The following is a 23,477-nucleotide window of genomic DNA, read 5'->3' as shown; positions in this document are numbered from 1 at the left end:
TGCCGCGCTCTGCCCTGCCTATGGTGTCAGAGTTTGACTCCAGGTACGACACGGATATCCAAGTCTGCCCGATCGCGCACTGGGTTCAAGGGGCGTACCGGGTTCGAGGGGTGCACGACGTCCGACGGGTGCATAAGGTGCATAGCGTGGAACTACGCATCGTCGACCACCCGCTCGTCGCGCACAAGCTGACCACGCTCCGCGACCAACGGACGGACTCACCGACCTTCCGGCGCCTGACCGAGGAGCTGGTGACGCTGCTGGCGTACGAGGCCACCCGCGAGGTCCGGGTCTCACCCCAGACGGTGCAGACACCGGTGGCCAGCTGCGCCGGCGTCAAGCTGTCGCCTCCGCGACCGTTGGTCGTGCCGATCCTGCGGGCCGGGCTGGGGATGCTCGAGGGCATGACCCGGCTGATCCCGACGGCCGAGGTGGGGTTCGTCGGGATGGTCCGCAACGAACGCACCCTGGAGGCCTCCACCTACGCGGAGCGGCTGCCCGACGACCTGTCCGGGCGGCAGTGCTACGTGCTGGACCCGATGCTGGCCACCGGCGGCACACTCGCCGCCGCGGTCAAGTTCCTGGTCGACCGCGGCGCCGACCACATCACCTGCATCTGTCTGCTGGCCGCACCGGAAGGCATCGATCGGCTGCGCCACCTGCTGGAGGACCTGGCGGTCCCCTGCACGCTGGTGGTCGCCGCCGTCGACGAGCGGCTCAACGAGGTCGGCTACATCGTGCCGGGCCTCGGCGACGCCGGTGACCGGCTCTACGGCGTCGCGGGCTAGGCGACTGTCGGCACGGACAGTCACTCGGCTCGGACCGCCGTCTGTCGTTCAGTAGTAGTAGGGGAACTTCGACCAGTCGGGAGCCCGCTTCTCCAGGAAGGAGTCCCGGCCCTCCACCGCCTCGTCCGTCATGTAGGCGAGCCTGGTGGTCTCCCCGGCGAACACCTGCTGGCCGATGAGGCCGTCGTCGATGGCGTTGAAGGCGAACTTCAGCATGCGCTGCGCGGTCGGGCTCTTGGCGCAGATCCTCCGGCCCCACTCGAGACCGGTGAGCTCCAGGTCCGCATGCGGCACGACAGCGTTGACCATGCCCATCCGGTGCCCGGCCTCGGCGTCGTAGACGTCACCGAGGAAGAAGATCTCCCGGGCGAACTTCTGGCCGACCTGGCGCGCGAGGTACGCCGACCCGAACCCGCCGTCGAAGCTGCCCACATCGGCGTCGGTCTGCTTGAAGCGGGCGTGCTCGGCGCTGGCCAGGGTCAGGTCGCAGACCACGTGAAGGCTGTGCCCGCCGCCGGCCGCCCAGCCGTTGACCAGTGCAATCACCACCTTGGGCATGAACCTGATCAGCCGCTGCACCTCCAGAATGTGCAGCCGACCGAGCGCGGCGGGGTCGACCGAGGCTGCGTCCTCACCCTCGGCGTACTGGTAGCCGGCTCGACCCCGGATCCGCTGGTCGCCGCCGCTGCAGAAGGCCCAGCCGCCGTCCTTGGGCGAAGGGCCGTTGCCGGTCAGCAGGACACAGCCCACATCGGAGGACATCCGCGCATGGTCCAGTGCCCGGTAGAGCTCGTCGACGGTGTGTGGGCGGAAGGCGTTGCGGACCTCGGGGCGGTTGAACGCGATCCGGACCACCGGGGCCTCCACCGCTCGGTGGTAGCTGATGTCGGTGAAGTCGAAGCCGGGCACCGGGGCCCACAGCTGCGGATCGAACGGTGTCTCGGTCGAGTTGCTCACCGCCCAAAGTTAACGCGCCCTGAGCCTGTCGAAGGGCGCCACCGTGCCCTGAGCCTGTCGAAGGGCCGCGCCGTGCAAGAAATCGACCACTCGCTGGGGATGCCGCCTCGCCACAAGGCTGAGCCTTCCTGCCCGAGGCCGATGAGTGGTCCCTTTCTTGCACCCGAGCCTTCGACAGGCTCAGGGCGCGAGGGTGAGGGAGTCACTGCACGCAGAACTCGTTGTCCTCGGGGTCGATCATCACGACAAAGTGGCCGCCTTCCTCGTGCACCTCGCGCAGCTGGCTCGCTCCGAGCGCGATCAGCCGCTGCACTTCGGCCGCCATCTGCTCGTGGCCGACGTTCAGATCGATGTGCCACCGGTTCTTGACCGTCTTGGGCTCCGGCACGGTGTGGAACAGGATGCGACGGCCGTCGCCGCGGATGGCCTCGAAACCGCGCCAGGACCGGATGCCGTCGGGGCGCACGAAGGTCGCGTCCAGGGTGGCGCGACCATCGGCGACCACGCGTTCGATCACGGCCGTGTTGTCCTCGAGCTCATAGTGCAGCGCTTCGGCCCAGAAGTCCGCCAGCGTATGGGCATCCACCGCGTCAACGGCGAGCTGCCAGTTCGTGGGGTTCATCAGCAATCTCCTTCGTCCGGTGCCGCAACTGGAAGACGACGTACGCCATCAATGCGAGCACGAGTGCTGCCAGGACCACAAGGGCCGTCGGTCGTGACACCGCCTACAGCCGAAGCCCCACCTCGAGAGTGACCAGTCCGAAGGTGGCGTACAGGAACGACCAGCGGATGGTGGCTCGCCCGAGCCGATAGGTGGCGTTGGCGCGGATCATGATCACCACGAACAAGGTGCCGACAGCCACCGGATACGGCCATTCCCTAGGCCTCGCCAGCGGGCCGGTGCCCGGCCGGATGCTCGGGCGGCACGATAAGATCGTCCCAGCTCTCCTCAGCGGCGGGCGGCGAGGCGGCCGAGGCGGCTCCCGGCATCGCCGAGCGAGCTCCGACCACCGGGCCGGACGCCGACGCCATCGTGGGTTGTTCCCGCTGGGACGAGGACGCCACCCGGTGAGTCCGCCGATAGACGTTCGACCCGTTCCGGGTGAGGACCACGACGAGGGCGGCCAGCGCGGCCACGATCACGACCACCACGGCCAACATGGCCCACCCCATGGCATTTCCCTCCGTCTCCCCTCAGGTCGGCGCGCGCTCCGCCCGACCGGCAGATCAAGCCTAGTCCGCGGACCGGTCGCCAGACGGGTCATGACTCGGCTGCTCGAGCCCGGGGCTGTGGAACACCTTGATCACAACCTGACAAGGTCCAGGCGTGAGAAGGGACTCCCCGCGTGCCAGGGGACGGCATAGGTTGACCGGGTGGGAAAAGTACATGATCGGATCGACGGCCGGCTGCGGGAGTTCATCGAACGACAGCACGTGTTCTTTGTGGCCACGGCTCCCAGTGGGTCGGACGGACACGTCAACCTTTCACCGAAGGGCATCGGCGGCACGTTCACGATCCTCGATGATCACACCGTCGCCTACCTCGACATCACAGCGAGTGGTGCGGAGACGATCGCCCATCTGCGGGAGAACGGCCGCATCACGCTGATGTTCTGCGCCTTCGACGGGCCGCCCAACGTCGTGCGACTGCACGGCCATGGACGCATCGTCACCCTGTACGACGCGGAGTTCCCCGCCCTCTCCGCCCTGTTCAGCGAGCAGCGTGGCGCCCGCGCAGTGGTGGTCGTGGACGTCGAGCGGGTCTCCGACTCCTGCGGTTACGGGGTGCCGCTGCTGGACTACGTCGGCGAGCGGGACCTGCTGCCGGCTCACATGGAGCGCAAGGGACCCGAGGGTGTCGCGGCCTACCGCCGGCAGAAGAACCGAACCAGCATCGACGGGCTGCCCGCGTACGACTTCGACCCGAGCTGACCCGGCGTCGGGCCCACTGCCATGACCCGGGACACCGCCCTCACGGCCTGCTCCATCGCGGCCGACCCCCACCCGTCGGCCCGCATCCGGTACGGCATCGAGCTGCTCAGCCGAGCGTTGGAGGGCAGCGGGGTGGCGGTCCAGGCCGCCGAGCACGATCGGTGCGAGACGTCCGCCGATCAGGAGCTGCGGATCCTCGTCGGTGCTCGCGGTGCGTCGCCCCTGATCGCGGAGCTGGAAGAGCGCGACGTTCTGCTCTACAACACCGGCGCACCCGGAGAGGACGGCTACTACCTGTCGATGCTGCCGGGTCGGCTGCTGGTCGTGACCGGCGGCAACGACACCGGCGTGTTGTACGGCTGCCAGGAACTGGCCCGTCTGCTCGAGTGCGAGAGGGAGATCCCGTGGGACCTCGATCGTGGTGAGACCCCGGATCTGGCACTGCGGGGCCCGGCGATCGGGTTGCAGAAGACCACGGTCGAGCCACCCCGCCAGGCGTACGAGTATCCGATCACTCCGCAGCGTTTTCCCTGGTTCTATGACCGTCAGCTCTGGGCGGATCTGCTGGATCGCCTGCTCGAGCAACGCGCGAACGTCATCTATCTCTGGAGCGGGCACCCGTTCTCCTCCTTCGTCCAGCTGCCGGAGTTCCCGGAGGCGCAGGAGGTCACCGACGACGAGCTCACCACCAACCGCGAGGCGCTGCACTGGCTGACCACCGAGGCGGACCGCAGAGGGATCTGGATCGTGATGAAGTTCTACAACATTCACATCCCGCTGCCGTTCGCCCAGCACCATGGCATTCCGCTGCGCCAACCTCGACCGACCGAGCTGACCAGTGCCTACACCCGTGCCTCGATCGCGGCCTTCGTGGCGAGCTATCCCAACGTCGGGCTGTACGTCTGCCTGGGCGAGGTGCTGCAGGGGGACCTCTACGGCACGGAGTGGTTCGTCGACACGATCCTGCCGGGAGTGGAGGATGGCCTCACCGCCGGCGGGATCAGCGAACGGCCACCCGTGATCCTGCGCGGGCATGCGATCGATCCCCAACCCGTGGTGGAAGCTGCCCGTGAGCGCTACCCGCGGTTGTTCACCGAAGCCAAGTACAACGGCGAGTCGCTGACCACCTGGAATCCGCGCGGCCCCTGGCAGCAACAGCACCGCTACCTGTCCTCGCTCGACAGCGTGCACATCGTCAATGTGCACATCCTCGCCAACCTCGAGCCGTTCCGTTATGGCGCGGTGTCGTTCATCCAACGCAGCGTGCAGGCCATCAAGCACCGCCTGGGGGCCAACGGTCTGCACCTCTACCCGTTGTTCTACTGGGATTGGCCCTGGTCTCCCGACCAGGTGCAGCCGCCGCTCAGACAGCTCGACCGCGACTGGATCTGGTACGAGGCCTGGCACCGTTACGCCTGGAGGGCCGATCGTGACGCCGAAGCTGAGCGCGGCTACTGGTCGAGGCGTCTGGGTGATCAGTTCGGCAGTCTCAAGGCCGGCGATGCCGCACTCCAGGCGTACGAGGCCATGGGCCAGATCGCACCACGGCTGGTACGCCGCTTCGGCATCACCGAGGGCAACCGGCAGACCCTCAGCCTGGGGATGACGATGAGCCAGCTGACCAATGCCGAGGCCCACCGCCCCTGGCCCGATCTCTGGGAATCGCATGCCCCGAACGGCGAGCGGATCGACAGCTTCGTCGAGCGGGAGCTGGCGGGAGAGGAGCACATCGGCGAGACTCCGCTGGACGTGATCAGGGACACCCGGCACTTTGCCGGCCGTGCCGTCGAGATGCTCACCCAGGGCGACCCGGAGGTGCGGTGCAACCGGGCGGAGTACCAACGACTGCGCTCCGATGCCAGCGCCCTGGCCGAACTGACGGAGTTCTACGCTCTGCGGGTCCTGGCCGCGATCGAGATCCTGACGTACCGCGCCGGCCCCGCCAACAACCCGCAGCCAGCCGCGGTCGACCGCCTGCGTCGGGCGGTGGACCTGGCCGAGGCCAGCGTCGGGCACTACCGCAGGCTCACCGACATCACTGAGGCGACGTACCGGTACGCCAACAGCATGCGCACTCCGCAGCGGCGCGTCCCGTTCGCGGACGGTGCTGCCTTCGGCCACTGGCGACAGTGTCTGCCTCGTTATGAGCGTGAGCTCGCCAATCTCGCGGCGAATGTCGAACGCCTAGCTGTGATGTCCAGCGAGGTTGGTCAGCCGGGTGACTGGCGGCTTGCCTCCGATGGCGGAGTGGGCTCGGTGATGATTGTAGAAGTGGAGCCAGCCGGGCAGGGCGGTGTTGCGTTGCTCGGTTGATTCATAGAACCGGGCGTAGGCCCACCCGTCGGCCAGTGTGCGGTGGAACCGCTCGATCTTTCCGTTGGTCTGCGGCCGGTAGGGACGTGTGCGCTTGTGGGTGATGCCAAGCTCGGCGCAGGCGTCGCGCCAGGCGTGGGACCTGTAGGCCGATCCGTTGTCGGACAGCACACGCTCGACGGTGACACCGTGGTCTGTGAACCATGCCGCGGCACGATGGAGAACCTCGATCGCCGTCGCTGCCTTCTCGTCGGCACAGATCTCGGCGTAGGCCATCCGGGAGTGGTCATCGATGACGGTATGCACGTATGCGGTGCCGATCAGCGGGCCACGCACTGGGCCTCTTCGCCGCTGGGTGTCGGTTGCAGCGCGGTTGCGATCTCCTTGCTGCTTGCCGAGGTAGCGCCATCCACCACCATCGGGAATGTTGCCGAACTTGGTGACGTCGACGTGGATCAGCGAGCCGGGGTGTGGGTGTTCGTATCGGCGCAGCGGCTCGCCTGTGACCCGGTCGATATGGCAGAGCCGGTTGATCCGACAACGCACCAGTACGGCGTGCACGGTGGAGGCCTGCATCCCAAGCCGGCCGGCGATCTGGACCGGGCCGAGCCGGTGCCGCCACCGAAGCCGCACGATCCGCCGGACCACGTCCGGCGTGGTCTTTGTCGGGCTCGAATGTGGCCGCGAGCTGCGGTCGACCATCCCGGCAGCACCTTCGCTCCGATAGCGGTCGGCCCACTTCTTCGCTGTGCGAGGCGCGACCATGAACATCTTCGCAGCGGCGGCGAAGGTCCAGCCGCGGTCGACGACGAGTTCGGCGAGCCGTAAACGGGCGCGGGGGGTGAGGGCAGCGTTAGCGTGGGACACGAGGGCCTCCGGTCAGCGAAGCGGTGAACTAGACAGCTCCACTTCACAACCGGAGGCCTTCGTCTGTCAGGCAGGCTCACCGATCCCCGGCGATACAACCTCCCTGGACATCACACCTAGCGACCCGACGTCCCGTGCCCGGGTCGCCCGCTGCCGCCCCGGCGCCGAGCCTCCGTCCGGTGCGGTTCACAGCGTCCGGGCAGGGGGTGGAGATGTTCCGGCTGAGGCCGGGCGAGAACGTGCTGACGGACACCGGGTCGACGCTGTCGCGGGTGGCGCCCGGACTGGCACGACTGGAGGGGATCCGAATGTCTCGGGCGGACGCGGCCGCCCGTGAGGTCAGCATCGACTTCACCCTGTTCGAGCCGGCGCAGGTGCTGGTCGGCTACTTCCGCGATCCCGATCCCGGCTGGCTCCAGCCGCCCAGTCTGGAGGTCGACACCTACGCCGACGCCCGTGGCGGGCTCGAGCCGGTGTTGCGTGACGCGCTGGGAGTGGAGCAGGGACCGTCGGTGGACATCCACGCGCTCAGCTACAAGGCGGGACAGCACACCCTGGCACTCGGCAAGGGCGCTTTCCTGGTCGCCGGCGTCGTCGCTGCAGACCAGAAGCTCAGCGGTCGACCGACAGCCGCGGTGAACAGCCGACTCGACTCCCTCGACTGGCTGTACGAGGACCCTCCGGCCGAGGATGGCCAACCAAGGATCGGCGACTGACGGCTCTAGGCAAGGCTGGCCAGCGGGACGCCGTAGTGGGGCTGGGCCGAGGCGTAGGTCTGCGGCCGGTCCGGCGCCGGGAGCGGGGTGCCGACGACGACATTGGACGCGACACCGGCCGCGGTCCCCTTGACCGGCTGCAGTTTGAACTCGTACTCGGCGCCGTCGGCCAGTGCGGTGACGACCCAGGTGTTCTGCTTGACGCCGATCAGGTTCCCCAGAGGCCTGAAGGACGTCTCGCCGGCGGTGAGGTCCCGCACCCACAGCCGGTACCCGGTCGCGCCCGGCGTCACGGTCCAGCTGAAGCGGACGACCCCGACCGCGGATACCACACTCAGACGCGGCGGCTGGGTGGGACCGATCGCCGGCAGCACCAGCGGACGTGGGTAGCGATGCCCGACGCCGTACCCGGCCATGGCGTCGACGAAGGCCGCAGCGATCTTCACCTCACCGCGCGCATTGGGGTGCAGGCCGTCCCAGAGGTCCGTCCGGGGGTCGATGCCGGTGGCGACGTCGGCCACCCGGATCGGCGACCTTCCCGTCGTGAGTTCCTTGGCCACGACCCGCAGTCGCTCGTTGTACTCCACCCGCCGAGCGGCGATCGCGGGGACCTCCGCGTTGCGGGTGTTGGGTGGCAGGGTCCCGAGGACGAACTTCACCGTCGGCCGACCGGCCCGCGCCTCAGCTATGGACGAGCGAAGGCTCTGTTCCGTCTGTGCGGCCGACCGGTGGCCGGACATCATGTCGTTGATGCCCATCAGCAGCAGCAGATAGTCGGGCTGGGCCGTCCTGACCTCTCCGCGAATGGTCGTCGCCTCGTCCTCCAGTCGCCGGCCCCAGGTGGCATCGTGGTCGCGGTCGAAGTGGGCGTCGGCGTAGTGCGTGTCACCCTGTTCGCGGTGGATGTGGTCGTAGAGGTAGTTCCGCGGGCCGACCATGCTGACCTGCGTACCATCGGCTGCCAGTTGGGTGGCGAACCGGTATCGCCAGGTCCAATCACCGGCACTGCCCTGGCTGATCGAGTCGCCGACGACCATCACCGACGGGGCAGCCACCTGCTGGGAGCCGGTCGCCGGTCGGGCATGGGCATAGCCGACAACGCTGATGACGAGTGCCGCAAGGATCGGCACCCAGATCCAACGTCGGCGTCGCATCAACCCAGTCAATCCCGGTTCGGTCGGGTCCCGCCCAGCCGCGAGACGTTCGACGAAACAGTACTTGGGCTGCGGGGCACGCGCTCATTCGCTGCGACACCGTTAATGGATCGTGATGGCCGGCACCCACGGGGGACCTTCGTCCTCTGGCCGGGCAGTCCGCGCCGCGACCACGATGGTGGTGGAGAGGGGATGTGCATGATGAGAATGACGAGACGCACTTTGCAGCGCACCAACGCCGTCGTCGCCGCGCTGATGGCCATCGGCGGCTTCGCCGGCGCCGTCGGCCTGATCGGCGGTGGCATCGACTTCGGCCCGCTTCAGGAGACGATCATGGACCGGGTCCCGCTCGGCAGCCCGGTGCTGGCGGGGCTTGCCCTGACCGTCGCAGTGGGGCTGCCGATGACGGCGGCCGCGCTCACCTCCTGGGCCGGGTATCGCTTCGCCGACCAGGTCATGATGCTCGCCGGGACCGCCTTGGTCGGCTGGATCGCGATCGAGATCATGATCGTCCGCGTCTATTCCTGGATGCAGCCTGCCTGCGTCGGCTACGGCCTGCTGGTGATGCTTCTGGGTTGGCTGTCCTACCGTCGGGCGCACCAGTCATCCGGGATCATCGGGGCGGGTCCGCGAGTCGATCGCACCCATCCGGTGAGCTAGTCAGAGCTGGTCGACGCTGGTCACCGTGATCACCGCCGCGCCCTGCTCATCGCTGGCGGCCAGATCCACTTCGGCACCGATGCCCCAGTCGTGATCGCCGGCAGGATCGTCGATGATCTGTCTGACCACCCACCGATCGGGCAGGATGTCGATGATCAACAACGCCGGACCGCGCGCGTTCGCCCCGGTGAGGATGCCGTGATGCTCAGCGAAGTACGGCTCGAGTGCGGCAGCCCAGGCCTCGGCGTCCCAGCCGGCCTCGGCATCGAGCTCCGCCAGTTCGGCATACCGGCGGCGGGCTGCGAGCTCGACCCTGCGAAACAACGCATTGCGCACCAGCACCCGGAAGGCACGGGTGTTACTCGTCACCGGGGCGGGGCGCTGGTCGAGCACACTCCCGGTGCCCAGCGGGGCCTCCACGGACGCGGTCGGGTTGCGCAGTTGCTCCCACTCGTCCAGCAGGCTGGAGTCGACCTGCCGGACCAGCTCGCCGAGCCAGGCGATCAGGTCGGTCAGCTCCTCGGTCCGGGCCTCCTCAGGCACCGACTGCCGCAGCGCCTTGTAGGCGTCGGCCAGATAGCGCAGCACCAGCCCCTCCGAGCGCGCCAGCCCGTACCAGGAGACGTACTCGACGAAGGTCATCGCCTGCTCGGACAGCTCGCGCGCCACCGACTTGGGCGAGAGCTCATAGTCACGCACCCAGGGATGGCCCTGGGCGTAGACCGTGAAGGCGTGCCGCAACAGCTCCTCGAGCGGCTTCGGGTAGGTGATCTCCTCCAGCAGCTCCATCCGCTCGTCGTATTCCAGCCCTTCGGCCTTCATCGCCTGCACCGCCTCGCCCTTCGCCTTCGAGCGTTGTGCTGACAGGATCGGCCGTGGGTCCTCCAGTGTGGACTCGATCACCGAGAGCACGTCCAGGGCGTAGGTTTCGGAGGTCCGGTCCAGCAACTCCACCGCCGCCAGCGCGAACGGCGACAGCGGCTGGTTGAGCGCGAAGTCCGGCTGCAGGTCCACCGTCAGACGGGCGGACCGACCCAGCTCGTCGGGGTGGGCGAGCTGCTCCACGACGCCCGTGGCGAGCAGTCCCCGGTAGATGGCCACGGCACGACGGATGTGCTTCAACTGCCGGGCCTTGGGCTCGTCATTGCTGGTCAGCAGGTGTCTCATCGCGTCGAAGCAGTCACCTGGACGGTTGATCACGTTGAGCAGCATCGAGTGGCTGACGGCGAAGCTGGAGGTCAGCTCCTCCGGCTCGGCCGCCACCAGCCGCTCGAAGGTGGGGAGGCCGTATCCGACAGTGCCCTCGGGTGGCTTCTTGCGCACCACCTTGCGCCGCTTCTTCGGATCGTCACCCGCCTTGGCCAGCGCCTTCTCGTTGGCGACCACGTGGTCGGGTGCCTGCACGATGACGGTGCCGGACGAGTCATACCCGGCTCGGCCGGCACGACCAGCGATCTGATGGAATTCGCGTGCCGTCAGCAGCCGAGCCCTGACCCCGTCGTACTTGCTGAGGCTGGTCATCAACACCGTACGGATCGGGACGTTGATGCCGACTCCGAGCGTGTCGGTGCCGCAGATGATCTTGAGCAGCCCGGCCTGGGCCAACAGCTCGACCAGCCTGCGGTACTTGGGCAACATCCCGGCGTGATGGACACCGATGCCGCTGCGTACCAGCCTGGTCAGCGTGCGGCCGAAGCCGGCGGTGAACCGGAAGCCGCCGATCAGGTCGGCGATCGCATCCTTCTCCTCACGGGTGGTCACCTTCAGGCTCATCAGGTTCTGGGCCTGCTCCACCGCGGCCGCGCGACTGAAGTGCACAACGTAGATCGGTGCCTGGTGGGTGCTGAGCCGCTCCTCGATGGTCTCGTGCAGGGTGCTGGTGACGTATTCGTAGTGCAGCGGCACGGGTCGTTCGACGGAGGTCACCACCGCGGTCGAGCGGCCGGTGCGTCGGGTCAGGTCACGCTCGAACCGGGTGACGTCGCCGAGGGTGGCCGACATCAGCAGGAACTGCGCCCTGGGCAGCTCGATCAGGGGCACCTGCCAGGCCCAGCCGCGGTCCGGATCGGCGTAGTAGTGGAACTCGTCCATCACGACTGACGCGACATCAGCGTCCGGCCCCTGCCGCAGTGCCAGGTTGGCCAGGATCTCCGCCGTGCAACAGATGACCGGCGCCCCGGAGTTGACCGACGCATCGCCGGTCATCATGCCCACCTTCTCGTGTCCGAAGATCTCGACTGCGGCGAAGAACTTCTCCGAGACGAGCGCCTTGATCGGCGCGGTGTAGAAGGTACGGCCGCCGGTGGCCAGGGTGGCGAAGTGCTGCCCGGTGGCGACCAGGCTCTTCCCCGAGCCGGTCGGGGTGGACAGGATGACGTTGGACCCGGAGACGATCTCGATCAGCGCCTCGGTCTGCGCCGGGTACGGTGGCAGGCCGCGACCAGTCGCCCAACCGGTGAAGGCGTCGAAGATCGCGTCCGGGTCCGGGGTCGTGGGGAGGAGGTCGGTCAGTGTCATCGCGACAGTGTCATCGCGTCAGGGCCATCGCGGCCGGCGGACCCGCCTTGCTGGACCTCATGCGACTCCTCATACCGCGGGCTGCTGTCCCAGCACTCTAGCAACCGGCGGTGGGGTACCTATCCGGCGACGGCCCGGTCCAGGATCGCTGCTGCATCGACTCCGGCCGGGAGGGTGCCGAGCGTGTGCCCCCAGTCACCGCCAAGACGGCTGGCGCAGAACGCGTCTGCGACGGGCGCCGGCGCGAACCGGATCAGCAGCGACCCCTGCAACGCGAGGGCCAGGGCTGCTGCCACCCGGCGGCCGTTGGCCGGGTCGGCGCTGCCGATGGTGATCTTCAGCCGGTCCAGGGCCCGGTCGTAGTGATCATCACCGCCGCGGGCCGCCTCGAGCTCGTCCAGCACGGACTGCACAGCGTCCGGCTCACGTCCGAGGGCCCGCAGCACATCGAGGCAGATGACGTTGCCCGACCCCTCCCAGATGGAGTTCAGCGGCGACTCCCGGAACAGCCGCGGCAGGCCGGACTCCTCCACATACCCGTTGCCGCCCAGGCATTCGAGCGCCTCGCCAACCACCGTCGGCGACCGCTTGCAGATCCAGAACTTGGCGGCCGCCAGCGCCAGCCGCAGAAACGCCTGGTCGCCAGCATCGACGGCAGCGGCGAGCCTGAGCATCAACGCGGAGGCGGCCTCGACCTCGAGGGCCAGGTCGGTGAGCACCATCCGCATCAGCGGCTGGTCGACCAGTACGGCACCGAACGCGGCCCGGTGCCGGGCATGGTGCACTGCCTGCACCAGTGCCGCCCGCTGGCCCGCGGCTGAGCCGATGACGCAGTCCAGCCTGGTCATGGTGACCATCTCGAGGATCGTCGACACCCCACGTCCCGGCTCGCCGACCAGCCATCCCACCGTGCCGTCGAACTCCACCTCGGCGGAGGCGTTGGACCGGTTGCCCAGCTTGTCCTTGAGCCGCTGCAGCCGGAAGATGTTGCGCTCGCCGCCCGGCAGCACCCGCGGCACGCAGAAGCAGGACAGTCCGGCGCCCTCGATCTGGGCGAGGACCAGGAAGACGTCACACATCGGCGCCGAGCAGAACCACTTGTGGCCGGTCAGCCGATAGCTGCCGTCGGCACTCGCGACGGCGCGGGTCGTGTTGGCCCGGACATCTGAGCCGCCCTGCTTCTCGGTCATCCCCATTCCGGCCAGCAGACCCCGTTTGGTCGCCGGATCACGCAGACCCGGATCGTAGACGGTCGAGGTCAGCCCTGGTGCATACGCGGCGGCCAGCTGGGGTGCGTGCCGCAGAGCGGGCACGACCGCGTAGGTCATCGAGATCGGGCACCCGTGACCTGCCTCGGCCTGGCTCCAGAGGTAGAAGCCGGCCGCGCGCCGCAGATGCGGGTGCTCCGTCGTCGCTGCCCAAGGTGCTCCATGCAGTCCTTCGGCGACGGCCACCTCCATCAGCCGATGCCAGGCGGGGTGGAAGTCCACCTCGTCCAGCCGATGCCCATAACGGTCGTGGGTGCGCAGCACGGGCGGCCAGGTGTTGGCTTCCGCCGCCCAGCGCTGCACCTCAGGATCCCCGACACGGCGGCCGAGTCCAGCCAGGCCCCCGGCCAGCGCCGCCCCACCGAGTCGGCCCAGACCCTCCTGCAACGGCCGGTCGGTCGCCGCCGCGTCGTAGTCCACCAGCGGCGGAACCTGGTTCGTCACCTCGTGGGTTGCCACAGCAACGAGTGTGTCGCTTCCCTTGGCCTGCGTCTGCCAGACCAGCGAACTTGTCCCGCCAAAGGGCCTACTGCCGCGGGCCCGGCGGGCGGTCGCAGCAGCCGGACAGCAGCGCAGAGCGGATGTCCTCGACCGCCTGCGGATTGCCGGCCACGTGCCAGGACTGGCCGCGGTGCTCGATGACCTCCGCCACGCCGCCGGCCGCCCGAACCAGTGCCACCCCGGGGAACCAGTCCCAGGGGCTAGGGCCGGCCTGCAGGAATGCGCCGAGCCGTCCAGCCGCGACGGACGCCAACTCGACCGAGCCAGATCCGAGTGAGCGCATCGTGGCGGCCCCGGACAGGGCCGACAGCCAGGGCTGCCGCAGCTCGTCGCGACCCATCCGTGCCGGGTGGAGATAGCTGGCGAGGGACAGCTCGGCCAGCGGCCGCGGGTCGAGCTGCGGCACCGGCTGTCCGTTGCAGGTGGTCGGCAGGTCACGGCCGCCGAGCCACAGCTCATCCATCGACGGATGATAGACAGCCCCCAGGACCGGGCCTTCGCCATCGACGAGGCCGAGCGCGGAGCACCACACCGGGATGCCGGACAGGAAGTTGTAGGTCCCGTCCACCGGGTCGATGTACCAGGTGCGGTCTCCGGACCGGCGAGCCCCCTCCTCACCGACCAACCCGTCGCCGGGTCGCTCGTCGGCGAGGCGATCCACGATCAGCTTCTCGGCCGCGAAGTCTGCGGCCGAGACCACGTCCGAGACCGACGTCTTGTGCTGGGTCTCCAGACCCTCGGCGAGCATGCGGGCTGCCAGCGCTCCGGCAGCCCGCACCAGCTGGGTAGCGAGAGCTGCGTCGTCGAGGGTCACGACGCGCCCCCCCGCTGCGCCTCGGCTCGGGATCTGCTCAGCATCAGACGAACAGCGGCGCCATGTCCCAGCGCTCGGCCAGCGTCCGCATGTCCTCCTCAGACGGCCGGTCGCTGAAGCGCTCGGCCGCGTCGAGGACCTTCGGCAAGATGTGGATGTCACCCACAGTGTTGAGGTAGATGCCGGGCCGGCCGAGCACCCAGTGCACGGCTGTGTCGATGGCCTCCTGGTCGCGCAACGGCTCGTACCAGGTGGAAGCGTCCTGCTCCTTGTCGCCCCAGGGAGCCTTGGTGATCGACTTGATCGTCTGCATCGCCACGTTGCGGCTCTGACAGACCTCGGCCAGGGCGTTGAAGTCGTCCATGTACTGGGTGTTCTGTGACATCGGGAAGTTGTAGGGCAACAGGACCGAGTCGAAGTCGAACTGCTCCAGCGAACGCAGGTGCTGGGACGCCACGGTCACACCGTGACCGGTGACACCGATGTACTTCACGAGTCCCTCGTCGCGGGCCTGCACCGCCGCCTCGAGCGCACCACCGCTGGCGAAGGCGGTCTGCCACTCCGCCTCGTCGACGAGGTTGTGGAGCTGGATCAGGTCGACGTGGTCGGTCCGCATCTTCTCCAGCGACTGACGGATCTCGTCGTAGGCCGCCTGGTACGACCGCTCGCCGGTCTTGGTGGCCAGGAAGTAGTCGTTTCGGTGCTGCTCGATGAACGGGCCGAGACGCACCTCGGCGTCACCGTAGCTCGCCGCCGTGTCGATGTGGTTGATCCCGTGCTGGCGGATCAGCTCGAGGGTCTGGTCGGCTTCGGCCTGCGTAACGGAACCGAGCGCCGCAGCGCCGAAGATGATGCGGGTGCTGTCGTGGCCTGTCCGGCCGAACGTCTGTGTAGGGATCATGGGACCCATCTTGCTCCTTCCAGGGAACGATTTCACCGGGGGGTCCGGGAAATGTCGATCTGTGCGGCGACCGCGGTCTCAGCTGACCCGCAGCCCGCCGTCGGCCGTCCGGACCACCAGGCCGTCGGCCACCGCGAAGGCCAGCGCTCGGTCGAAGCGGTGGGGCTCCCAGTAGGCGGCGCCTACGGCCTTCGCGAGCTCGTCCGGCGTCAACGGGCCTTCCGCCTTGAGCGCCCGAAGGATCTGACCCATCTCGTGGAAGACGTGGCGGTCCCGTGCGGTTTCCGTCGACGGCTTCGGTGGGGGCATCGGTGTCATGACGGGACGGCCTCCCACTCCCGGCCGCCGGCCGGCTCGGCATCGTCCTCGGCGGTCAGCGGGGTCGCGATGCTCTCCAGCGACTGGCCCTCCGCCTTCACCCCGAGGATGATCTCCACGACGCCGCCGACGATCATCAGCGCCGACCCGATGAAGTAGCCGATCGCGATCTTGCTGATGTCGCCGCTGCCGGACGCATCCTCGATCAGCTTGCCGAACAGCAACGGGCCGGCGATGCCACCTGCGGCCGTCCCGATGGCGTAGAAGAAGGCGATGCACAGAGCCCGGGTCTCCATCGGGAAGACCTCGCTCGCGGTCAGGTAGGCCGCACTGGCCCCAGCGGAGGCGAAGAAGAAGATGATCGCTCCGATCAAGGTCAGACTCACGGCCGTCACCGAGCCGAGGAAGAAGCCGGTGATGCCGAGCAGGACTCCCGACAGGATGTAGGTCCCGGCGATCATCTTGACGCGTCCGACGGAGTCGAAGAAATGGCCCAGTAGAAGTGCGCCGGCGAAGTTGCTGACCGCGAATGCCGCGATGTACCAGCCAGTCTGCTTCACATCGAGGAACGTCGTCAGCGTGTCGCCATAGGTGAAGAAGAAGGCGTTGTAGAGGAAGGCCTGGCCGACGAACAGGGAGAAGCAGAGCACGGTGCGCTTCGGGTACATCGTGAATACGGTCCTGGCGATCAGACCGATGCCGATCGACTTGCGCTGCCGGATGGTGATCGTCTCGGACACGGAGGGCAGCTCCCTGCCGCTGTCCTCGTGAACCCGCTTCTCGATGTCCTGGACGATCCGCTCACCCTCCTCCTCGCGCCCATGGATGAACAGCCAGCGCGGACTCTCCGGGACGTGGCGTCGGACCAGCAGTACGGCCAGCGCCAGCACGGCGCCGAGGCCGAAGGCGAGCCGCCAGCCGATCTTGGGATCGAGAACGGTCGGGTCGAGCAACGGGATGGTGAGCAGGGCGCCACCCGCTGCACCGACCCAGAAGGACCCGTTGATCGCGACGTCGACCCGGCCCCGGTATCTGGCGGGGATGAGCTCGTCGATGGCGGAGTTGATCGCGGCGTACTCCCCGCCGATCCCAGCACCGGTCAGAAACCGACAGACGAAGTACCAGGTCGGGTTCATCGAGAACGCCGTCAGGACCGTTGCAGCGGTGTAGATCAGCAAGGTCAGGATGAAGAGCTTCTTCCGGCCGAACCTGTCGGTCAGCTGGCCGAAGAACAGGGCACCGGTGCAGGCTCCCGCGACGTAGACGGCGCCCGCCAGACCGATGTCGAAGTTGCTCATCCCCAAACCGGTGCCGGCGGGTTTGAGCGCCTCCGACATGGATCCGACGATGGTCACTTCGAGCCCGTCCAGAATCCAGACGGTGCCCAGGCCGATCACGATCAACCAGTGGAAGCGCGCCCAGGGCAACCGGTCCATCCGAGCCGGTATGTCAGTGGTGATCCGTCCGGTTTCGACACCCGCAGACATTCATCCTCCTCGACGGCGACAACGTGGATGGCGTTGTGAGGAGTCCCTGGCTCGCCGGCTGGTCGTCGACGCCGCAACGGCGCTGATCCAGTGGCTCTCCGCAGGCCGGAGGGATCGTACCCCGCTTCCTCGACGCCGAAACATCGCCAGCACTGGCGGCAGAAGGTGGTGATCATCCGGGGGAGAGCGTCCCGGCTCGGCCGACCCGGGGGAGATCGGCCGAGCTCCGCGAGTCAGGCTTCGGGTCGGGGGGGACCGAGCAGCCTCGACGCTCGTGGGACACGGATGTCCGTGCCCGAAACACTAGCGGAATCTGGACAGTCGTCAAAATTACCTTGGACGCACGTCAAGCGAATCCTGCCCGATGGTCAAGATCAACTCACCGAGTGTCGGCACCCGCTATATTGCGACCAGGGTTCGCGGGGGCGGACCAGGATCAAGGAGTCGTAGCGTGGAGGTCTCGACCAAGAACGAGGACCGCGTCTCTCGTCGCAGGGTCGACAAGTTCGCCGAACGGCGAGCCGAGCTGGCCGACGCGGCGCTGCAGACGTTGGCCGAACTGGGCTATGCCAGGACGAGCCTGCGCGAGATCGCCCAGAACTCGGAGTTCTCCCATGGTGTGCTGCACTACTACTTCACCGACAAGGCCGATCTGATCACCTTCTGCGTGCGTCGCTACAAGACGCAGTGCGTTGCCCGCTACGACGACATCCTGGCCGGAGCCGCTACTGCGGACGAGCTCAGGGACGGTTTCGCCGGTGGTCTCGCGGTCACCCTGCGCGAAGACGCCACCATGCATCGGCTCTGGTACGACCTGCGCAACCAGAGCCTCTTCGACCCTGCGTTCAGCGCCGACGTCCGAGACATCGACCAGAGTCTTCAGCGGATGATCTGGCGGATCGTGGACCGGTATGCGGAGCTGTCCCGCGACCGTGTCCTGTTCTCACCCGAGACCGCCTACGCCGTCATCGACGGGCTGTTCCATCAGGCGCAGCGGCGTCAACTGGCCGGGGATGACACCGCAGCCAAGCATCTGGAGGCCGAGATGGTGCTGCTGCTTCCCCGCCTGCTGACGTCCTGCGGTCTCGATCAGCCTGCGCAACCCTGAACGCGCCCTGACCCCCCAAGCGCCCTGAGCTTGTCGAAGGGCTCTTCGACAGGCTCAGAGCGCGTACTCCCCGAAGGGCTCTTCGACAGGCTCAGAGCGCGTACTCCCCGAAGGACGCTTCGACAAGCTCAGAGCGCATAGTCCCCGCTACGTCGGTCAGTTGCGCTGCTCGAACTTCGCCTCTTCGGCGATCCGCTTGTTCAGCTCGGCAAGGTACTCGTCCTCGTCGAAGTCGAGCGGGACCTCCCTGCCGGTCCAGCTGGACAGATGGATGGCGTTGGCCAGCCGGACTCCGTTGATGCCGTCGGAACCGGGCGCCAGCAGCGGCGTCCCGTCCAGGATGTTGGCGGCGAAGTTCTCGAGTACGCCGGCGTGCTGGCCGCCCCAGGCGGATTCGAACTCGATCACTTCCTGCTCGTAGTAGTCGGCCGTGTTCACCTCGCCCTTGAACAGCTTGCGGACATCCTCGAGGCTGAGGCCGTCGCTGAGCTCACGTTCGGGGCGCTTCAGTCGGGTGACGGTCGCGGTCTTGCTGCCTTCCACCACGATCTTGCCCTGGTCGCCCAGGATCTCGAACCGGTCGGTGCCGATCAGGTCGTGGGTCGCGGTCACGAAGACGCCGGTCGCTCCGTCACCGTAGTCGACCACCGCGGTGACCTCGTCCTCCACAGCGATGTCCCGACGGAAGCCGTAGGCGACCTTGGAGTAGACCGACCGCGGGACACCGCAGATCCACTGCCACAGGTCCAGCTGGTGCGGAGCCTGGTTGACCAGCACGCCGCCGCCCTCGCCACCCCAGGTGGCACGCCATTCACTCTGGTTGTAGTAGCCCTGCGGCCGCCACCAGGTGGTGATGATCCAGTTGGTGCGTCGGATGGCACCGATCTCACCGGCGTCAACGATCTCCTTGATCCGGCGATACAGCGGGTTGTTCCGCTGGTTGAACATGATGCCGAAGGTGAGGTCCGGCTTCGTCTCGGCGAAGGCGTTCAGCTCCTTGACCTGCTTGGTGTAGACACCGGCCGGCTTCTCCACCAGGGCGTGCAGGTTGTGCCGCAGCGTCTCGATGCCCATCTCGGGGTGCAGGTAGTGCGGCACACAGGTCACGACGGCGTCGACATCACCGCTTTCCAGCATCGCGATGTAGTCGTCGTAGAACGGCGCATCGGGATAGTTCTCGGCGGCGACGTCCTTCTTGGCCGGGTCGATGTCGCACAAGGCGCCGATTTCCATATTGGGCACCAGGCCGTCCGTGATGAACCTCGCGTACATCGAACCCTGTGTGCCCAGACCGATGATGCCGAGCCGTACCTTCTCCGCCATTCCGCACTACTCCTCTGACTCCTGGTTCCGGATGGTCACCGTGGACGACTCTGGCCGCACCCGAAGGCTCGGGTCAATCAGTTGCACGATGTTGCCGTCAGGCCTCACCAGCCGGCAGCGTCCTCCGGCGGCTCCCCGGAGAGCTCGGCAAAGCGGTCGAGCGCCGACCGCAGCTGTTCCCGCTCCCGAGGCTGCATCCGGTCGAGGATCCGCCTGAAGGCCTCGCGCCGGTGGTCCATCACCGAGGACACCAGTTCGGAGCCCGCCGACGTCAGGGACAGGACGACGTGACGCCGGTCGGTGGACGACTCCCGACGGTCCAGCAACCCGGCCTGCACCAGCCGGTCGCACAACCTGCTCGCGTTGGACGGGTGGATGTCCAGCTCGGCCGCCACGGCGCTCGTATTCACAGCGCTCCGGGTGCCGACCAGGACCAGCACCCGGAGTTGAGGCATGGTCACCGCGTCCCCGGTCTGGGCGACCGACTCGGCCACGATTCCGGAGATCACCCGGGACGCCCGCATGACCGCATCGAGCTCGTGGGGAGTGGTTCTCGTGGTGCCGGAAGGGGTACTCACAGCAAACATTCTGGCGCAATCATTGCGTTAACGCAATGGATGCGCGTATACATGAATCAAAGACCCCCAAGAACATGAAGATCCACCAACGAGGGAGTGCAGATGACAGGTCGCGTTGTTGCCGTCACCGGAGCGAGCGGAGGTATCGGTCGTGCCGTCGTACGTGAGTTCGCCCAACGCGGAGATCACGTTGCGCTGCTGGCCCGCGGCGAGAAGGGGCTAGAGGCCGCGGCAGAGGAGGTCCGAGCGCTCGGCGTCCGGGCCCTGGTGCTGCCCGTCGACGTTGCCGAGGTTGACCAGGTCGAGAAGGCCGTCGAGAGGATCGAGGCGGAGCTCGGACCGATCGACGTCTGGGTGAATGTGGCCTTCACCTCGGTCTTCGCCCGCTTCGCCGAGATCGAGCCGGCGGAGTACCGCCGGGTCACCGAGGTCAGCTACCTCGGTTACGTCTACACCACCATGGCCGTCCTGAAGCGGATGCGCGAGCGCGATCAGGGCACCATCGTGCAGGTCGGCTCGGCGCTCGCCTACCGGGGGATTCCCCTGCAGACGGCCTACTGCGGCGCCAAGCATGCCATCCAGGGTTTCCATGAGTCGCTGCGCTGCGAGCTGATGCACGAGAACAGCAATGTGCGCGTGACCATGGTGCAGATGCCGGCCGTGAACACCCCCCAGTTCTCCTGGGTGCTGTCCAAGCTGCCCCGGCACGCCCAGCCGGTGCCGCCGATCTACCAGCCGGGGGTGGCCGCCCGAGCCGTCGCCTTCGCCGCCGACCATCCTCAGCGTCGCGAATACTGGGTCGGCGCCAGCACGGTCGCGACGCTGGCCGCCAATGCGGTGGTCCCCGGGCTGTTGGACCGCTACCTGGCGAAGACCGGCTTCAACGCGCAGCAGACGTCGGAGCCGAAGGACCCCGACCAGCCGGCCAACCTGTGGGAGCCCGCCGACGGTCCGGACGGCCGGGACTTCGGCGCGCACGGAGCCTTCGATGCGGTGGCCAAGGCCCGAAGCCCCCAGCTATGGGTGGCCCACCACTACAAGCCGCTGGCGAAGGCCGGTGTGGTGGCAGCCGCTGCCGGGTTGATGTTGGCGCGGCTGGTGCGCCGATGACCACCGACCGCAGGCAGAGTTTGACGCCGACGCGGATGATCGGCCTCGGGGCGGCCGAGTGGGGGGGCCTACTCCTGCTCAGAGGCCCCGAGCTGTGGCGCCTGGTGGCCGGTGACTCACCAACAAAGGCGGAACAGCGGGCCATCCGTGTGCTCGGCTGCCGGCACCTGGCGCAGGGTGCCCTGCAGGCGCTGGCGCCGGCCCGGCTGCAGCGGCTGTGGGTTGCCGTCGATGTGACCCACGCCGTGAGCATGGTTGTCCTCGCCGCGCTGGATCCCGGCCGCCGCCGGCCGGCGATCGTCAGCGCAGCCGTGGCCGCAGCAAGCGCTGGCTTGACGGGTGTGCAGAGCGTCTCCGGGCAGGCCGGGGCCCGATGACCGGTGACGGTGAGCGGGGAGGCCCCGCCGGGTCGACAGCCCTGGCCTTCCCCCCGCACGTCCTTCGGGAGTATGCGGTCGTCGCCGACGGCTACCGGGGAGCGGTTATCGGCCCTCGCGGCGATGTCGGCTGGCTGTGCGCGCCCCGGTGGGACTCCCCCGCCGTGTTCGCCAGTCTTGTCGGGGGGCGCGGGACCTATGCCGTGACCCCGGCCGATCCCTTCGTCTGGGGCGGGTCCTACGAACCCGGTTCGCTGATCTGGCGCAGCCACTGGGTGACGAGCTCGACCGTGATCGAGTGCCGGGAGGCGCTGGCCTACCCGGGCCACCCCGACCGCCTGGCCCTGCTCCGCCGGATCGAGGCGGCCGACGAGCCCGCCACCGTCGACATCGTCCTCGACCTCAGGGCCGATTTCGGTCGCAGCGACCCGATGGAGGTGCGGGCCGACTCGGACGGCGTCTGGGACATCCGGGTCGGCGGACTGCGTTGTCGCTGGTCCGGCGCCGCGGATGCCCGCGCCGGCGCCGACGGCACACTTCGACTGAGGCTGAGCGTCCCACCCGGCGGCCACCATGACCTGGTGCTCGAGATCAGTGACCGGCCGCTGGCCGAACCCGTCCGGGCCGACCGGGCCTGGGAGAGCACCGAACGTCACTGGCACGCAGCGGTACCCACCTTCGACCGGTCCGCCGCCCCGCGCGACAGCCGGCATGCCTACGCCCTTCTTCGAGGTCTGACCGTTCCCGGCGGCGGGATGGTGGCGGCCGCCACGATGGGGCTGCCGGAGCGCGCCGAGGCGGGCCGCAACTACGACTACCGCTACGTGTGGTTGCGCGACCAGGCCTATGCCGGTGTCGCGGTCGGCGTCGACACCCCGGATCCGCTGCTGGACGAGGCGGTGGCGTTCACGACCGCGCGAGTGCTCGAGCACGGTGACCGCCTGGCCCCCGCCTATCGTGTCGACGGCCGGCTGCCTCCGGACGAGACGGACCTCGGCCTGCCGGGCTACCCGGGCGGCAAGGACATCGTCGGCAACTGGGTGCGCGGCCAGTTCCAGCTCGACGGCCTGGGCGAGATCCTGCAGCTCTTCGCGACCGCTGGACGTCACGACCACCTGACCTCCGACGATCAGCGGGCGGTGCGGCTCGTGATCGACCTGATCGAGCGCCGATGGGATGACCCGGACGCCGGGATCTGGGAGCTCGACGACGCGTGGTGGACCCATTCGCGACTGGCCTGCGTCGCGGGCCTCCGCGTGATCGCCCGACAGGTCTCGCGCTCCGACGCCGCACGGACGAGCACACTGGCCGACACGATCCTGGCCGAGACCTCACGGCGCTGTCTCGGTTCCAACGGGGCCTGGATGCAGCGCCCGGATCATCCGGGGGTGGACGCGGCGCTGCTGCTGCCACCCGTGCGCGGTGCGTTGAGCTCTGCCGACCCACGCAGTAGGGCAACTCTGAAGGCGGTGCGCCATCAGCTGGTCGAGGACGGTTACGTCTACCGGTACGCCGAGGACGGGCAACGCCTCGGCCAGGTCGAAAACGCATTCCTGATGTGCGGTTTCGCCGTCTGCCTGGCGGAGCTCGACGCCGGCCACCTGACCGAGTCGTTCCGCTGGTTCGAGCGACAGCGGGCGGCCTGCGGGCCCCCGGGCCTGTTCGCCGAGGAGTTCGACGTCCGCGAGCGCCAGCTCCGCGGCAACCTGCCGCAAGCCTTCGTCCACGCGCTGATGCTCGAGTGCAGTCAGCGCCTGGGACACGCTGCCGAATAGTCATCACCGAGCA

Annotated in this window: 22 protein-coding genes; 8 read left to right on the top strand and 14 right to left on the bottom strand. The window is 68.1% G+C overall.

The genetic code is table 11. From position 1 onward, the window contains the following. Nucleotides 1–146: 146 nt before the first annotated feature. Nucleotides 147–788 (top strand): uracil phosphoribosyltransferase, encoded by a 642-nt coding sequence (upp, locus tag JOE57_RS10320; RefSeq protein WP_204917698.1) that lies wholly within the window; start codon nt 147–149, stop codon nt 786–788. Nucleotides 789–836: 48 nt separating this feature from the next. On the opposite strand, the gene JOE57_RS10315 is transcribed toward upp, so the two are convergent. The 4 genes from JOE57_RS10315 to JOE57_RS10300 all read right to left on the bottom strand — a co-directional run bounded on the left by JOE57_RS10315 (nt 837) and on the right by JOE57_RS10300 (nt 2,918). Next, nucleotides 837–1,745, bottom strand: coding sequence for a 1,4-dihydroxy-2-naphthoyl-CoA synthase (locus JOE57_RS10315; RefSeq protein ID WP_204917696.1), 909 nt, complete (start codon nt 1,743–1,745; stop codon nt 837–839). A gap of 202 nt (nt 1,746–1,947) precedes the next feature. Then, nucleotides 1,948–2,367 carry a VOC family protein gene (locus JOE57_RS10310; RefSeq protein ID WP_204917694.1) on the bottom strand — a complete coding sequence of 140 codons (420 nt, stop codon included), beginning with the start codon at nt 2,365–2,367 and terminating at the stop codon, nt 1,948–1,950. Between the two features lie 103 nt (nt 2,368–2,470). After that, nucleotides 2,471–2,608, bottom strand: a complete 138-nt coding sequence (locus tag JOE57_RS10305; RefSeq protein ID WP_204917692.1) for a hypothetical protein — start codon at nt 2,606–2,608, stop codon at nt 2,471–2,473. A gap of 16 nt (nt 2,609–2,624) precedes the next feature. Further along, nucleotides 2,625–2,918 (bottom strand): hypothetical protein, encoded by a 294-nt coding sequence (locus tag JOE57_RS10300; protein WP_204917691.1) that lies wholly within the window; start codon nt 2,916–2,918, stop codon nt 2,625–2,627. A 201-nt stretch (nt 2,919–3,119) separates the two neighbouring features. Between JOE57_RS10300 and JOE57_RS10295 the strand changes: the two genes are divergently transcribed. Next, a complete protein-coding gene (locus JOE57_RS10295) occupies nt 3,120–3,677 on the top strand; it encodes a pyridoxamine 5'-phosphate oxidase family protein (protein ID WP_204917689.1) in 558 nt (185 codons plus the stop codon). Between the two features lie 2,184 nt (nt 3,678–5,861). Here JOE57_RS10295 and JOE57_RS10290 read toward each other — a convergent pair. Continuing rightward, nucleotides 5,862–6,857: an IS481 family transposase gene (locus tag JOE57_RS10290; RefSeq protein WP_204916074.1), complete on the bottom strand. Its 996-nt coding sequence runs from the start codon at nt 6,855–6,857 to the stop codon at nt 5,862–5,864. Nucleotides 6,858–7,036: 179 nt separating this feature from the next. Here JOE57_RS10290 and JOE57_RS10285 point away from each other — a divergent pair, with 179 nt between their 5' ends. Further along, the gene (locus tag JOE57_RS10285; protein ID WP_204917687.1) at nt 7,037–7,573 is read left to right on the top strand and encodes a hypothetical protein; all 537 of its coding nucleotides are present in this window, start codon (nt 7,037–7,039) and stop codon (nt 7,571–7,573) included. 5 nt (nt 7,574–7,578) lie between these two features. Here the strand turns inward: JOE57_RS10285 and JOE57_RS10280 are convergent, their stop codons facing one another. Then, nucleotides 7,579–8,727 (bottom strand): SGNH/GDSL hydrolase family protein, encoded by a 1,149-nt coding sequence (locus JOE57_RS10280; RefSeq protein WP_204917685.1) that lies wholly within the window; start codon nt 8,725–8,727, stop codon nt 7,579–7,581. A 207-nt stretch (nt 8,728–8,934) separates the two neighbouring features. Between JOE57_RS10280 and JOE57_RS10275 the strand changes: the two genes are divergently transcribed. Beyond that, on the top strand, nt 8,935–9,387 hold the full coding sequence (locus JOE57_RS10275; RefSeq protein WP_204917683.1) for a hypothetical protein: 453 nt from the start codon (nt 8,935–8,937) through the stop codon (nt 9,385–9,387). On the opposite strand, the gene JOE57_RS10270 is transcribed toward JOE57_RS10275, so the two are convergent. The 6 genes from JOE57_RS10270 to JOE57_RS10245 form a co-directional block, all read right to left on the bottom strand. Beyond that, nucleotides 9,388–11,904, bottom strand: coding sequence for a DEAD/DEAH box helicase (locus JOE57_RS10270; protein ID WP_204917681.1), 2,517 nt, complete (start codon nt 11,902–11,904; stop codon nt 9,388–9,390). Nucleotides 11,905–12,023: 119 nt separating this feature from the next. Then, nucleotides 12,024–13,631, bottom strand: a complete 1,608-nt coding sequence (locus JOE57_RS10265) for an acyl-CoA dehydrogenase family protein (protein WP_338041253.1) — start codon at nt 13,629–13,631, stop codon at nt 12,024–12,026. A 67-nt stretch (nt 13,632–13,698) separates the two neighbouring features. Next, complete coding sequence (locus tag JOE57_RS10260; RefSeq protein WP_338041252.1) at nt 13,699–14,487, bottom strand: inositol monophosphatase family protein; 789 nt, start codon at nt 14,485–14,487, stop codon at nt 13,699–13,701. A 43-nt stretch (nt 14,488–14,530) separates the two neighbouring features. After that, nucleotides 14,531–15,388 carry an aldo/keto reductase gene (locus JOE57_RS10255; protein ID WP_204917680.1) on the bottom strand — a complete coding sequence of 286 codons (858 nt, stop codon included), beginning with the start codon at nt 15,386–15,388 and terminating at the stop codon, nt 14,531–14,533. 78 nt (nt 15,389–15,466) lie between these two features. After that, nucleotides 15,467–15,706 (bottom strand): MarR family transcriptional regulator, encoded by a 240-nt coding sequence (locus JOE57_RS10250; protein ID WP_204917678.1) that lies wholly within the window; start codon nt 15,704–15,706, stop codon nt 15,467–15,469. Continuing rightward, nucleotides 15,703–17,193 (bottom strand): MFS transporter, encoded by a 1,491-nt coding sequence (locus JOE57_RS10245; RefSeq protein WP_204917676.1) that lies wholly within the window; start codon nt 17,191–17,193, stop codon nt 15,703–15,705. Before JOE57_RS10245 ends, JOE57_RS10250 begins: the two co-directional genes overlap by 4 nt. Before the next feature lie 451 nt (nt 17,194–17,644). Here JOE57_RS10245 and JOE57_RS10240 point away from each other — a divergent pair, with 451 nt between their 5' ends. Continuing rightward, on the top strand, nt 17,645–18,301 hold the full coding sequence (locus tag JOE57_RS10240) for a TetR/AcrR family transcriptional regulator (protein WP_338041251.1): 657 nt from the start codon (nt 17,645–17,647) through the stop codon (nt 18,299–18,301). 156 nt (nt 18,302–18,457) lie between these two features. Here the strand turns inward: JOE57_RS10240 and JOE57_RS10235 are convergent, their stop codons facing one another. Next, the gene (locus JOE57_RS10235) at nt 18,458–19,624 is read right to left on the bottom strand and encodes a Gfo/Idh/MocA family protein (RefSeq protein ID WP_204917672.1); all 1,167 of its coding nucleotides are present in this window, start codon (nt 19,622–19,624) and stop codon (nt 18,458–18,460) included. Between the two features lie 104 nt (nt 19,625–19,728). After that, nucleotides 19,729–20,202 (bottom strand): MarR family transcriptional regulator, encoded by a 474-nt coding sequence (locus tag JOE57_RS10230; protein ID WP_204917670.1) that lies wholly within the window; start codon nt 20,200–20,202, stop codon nt 19,729–19,731. A gap of 102 nt (nt 20,203–20,304) precedes the next feature. Here JOE57_RS10230 and JOE57_RS10225 point away from each other — a divergent pair, with 102 nt between their 5' ends. Genes JOE57_RS10225 through JOE57_RS10215 form a run of 3 tightly spaced genes read left to right on the top strand, consistent with a single transcriptional unit; the run spans nt 20,305 to nt 23,464 of the window. Beyond that, entirely contained in the window at nt 20,305–21,312 is a 1,008-nt protein-coding gene (locus tag JOE57_RS10225) for an SDR family oxidoreductase (RefSeq protein ID WP_204917668.1), read from the top strand. After that, the gene (locus JOE57_RS10220; protein WP_204917666.1) at nt 21,309–21,689 is read left to right on the top strand and encodes a hypothetical protein; all 381 of its coding nucleotides are present in this window, start codon (nt 21,309–21,311) and stop codon (nt 21,687–21,689) included. Before JOE57_RS10225 ends, JOE57_RS10220 begins: the two co-directional genes overlap by 4 nt. Beyond that, nucleotides 21,686–23,464: a glycoside hydrolase family 15 protein gene (locus JOE57_RS10215; protein ID WP_204917665.1), complete on the top strand. Its 1,779-nt coding sequence runs from the start codon at nt 21,686–21,688 to the stop codon at nt 23,462–23,464. Before JOE57_RS10220 ends, JOE57_RS10215 begins: the two co-directional genes overlap by 4 nt. Nucleotides 23,465–23,477 lie beyond the last annotated feature (13 nt).

Origin of the sequence: Microlunatus panaciterrae, from assembly GCF_016907535.1 — a bacterium.
Classification (GTDB): domain Bacteria; phylum Actinomycetota; class Actinomycetes; order Propionibacteriales; family Propionibacteriaceae; genus Microlunatus; species Microlunatus panaciterrae.
Note: the sequence above shows the minus strand (reverse complement) of the source record. Positions and strands in the feature narration are given on the sequence as shown.

Coding starts and splice junctions, on each gene's coding strand:
- JOE57_RS10310 (WP_204917694.1), bottom strand. CDS start 2,367: ATGAACCCCACGAACTGGCAGCTCGCCGTTGACGCGGTGGATGCCCAT.
- JOE57_RS10300 (WP_204917691.1), bottom strand. CDS start 2,918: ATGGGGTGGGCCATGTTGGCCGTGGTGGTCGTGATCGTGGCCGCGCTG.
- JOE57_RS10280 (WP_204917685.1), bottom strand. CDS start 8,727: ATGCGACGCCGACGTTGGATCTGGGTGCCGATCCTTGCGGCACTCGTC.
- JOE57_RS10275 (WP_204917683.1), top strand. CDS start 8,935: ATGACGAGACGCACTTTGCAGCGCACCAACGCCGTCGTCGCCGCGCTG.
- JOE57_RS10270 (WP_204917681.1), bottom strand. CDS start 11,904: ATGACACTGACCGACCTCCTCCCCACGACCCCGGACCCGGACGCGATC.
- JOE57_RS10255 (WP_204917680.1), bottom strand. CDS start 15,388: ATGATCCCTACACAGACGTTCGGCCGGACAGGCCACGACAGCACCCGC.
- JOE57_RS10250 (WP_204917678.1), bottom strand. CDS start 15,706: ATGACACCGATGCCCCCACCGAAGCCGTCGACGGAAACCGCACGGGAC.
- JOE57_RS10245 (WP_204917676.1), bottom strand. CDS start 17,193: ATGTCTGCGGGTGTCGAAACCGGACGGATCACCACTGACATACCGGCT.
- JOE57_RS10235 (WP_204917672.1), bottom strand. CDS start 19,624: ATGGCGGAGAAGGTACGGCTCGGCATCATCGGTCTGGGCACACAGGGT.
- JOE57_RS10225 (WP_204917668.1), top strand. CDS start 20,305: ATGACAGGTCGCGTTGTTGCCGTCACCGGAGCGAGCGGAGGTATCGGT.
- JOE57_RS10220 (WP_204917666.1), top strand. CDS start 21,309: ATGACCACCGACCGCAGGCAGAGTTTGACGCCGACGCGGATGATCGGC.
- JOE57_RS10215 (WP_204917665.1), top strand. CDS start 21,686: ATGACCGGTGACGGTGAGCGGGGAGGCCCCGCCGGGTCGACAGCCCTG.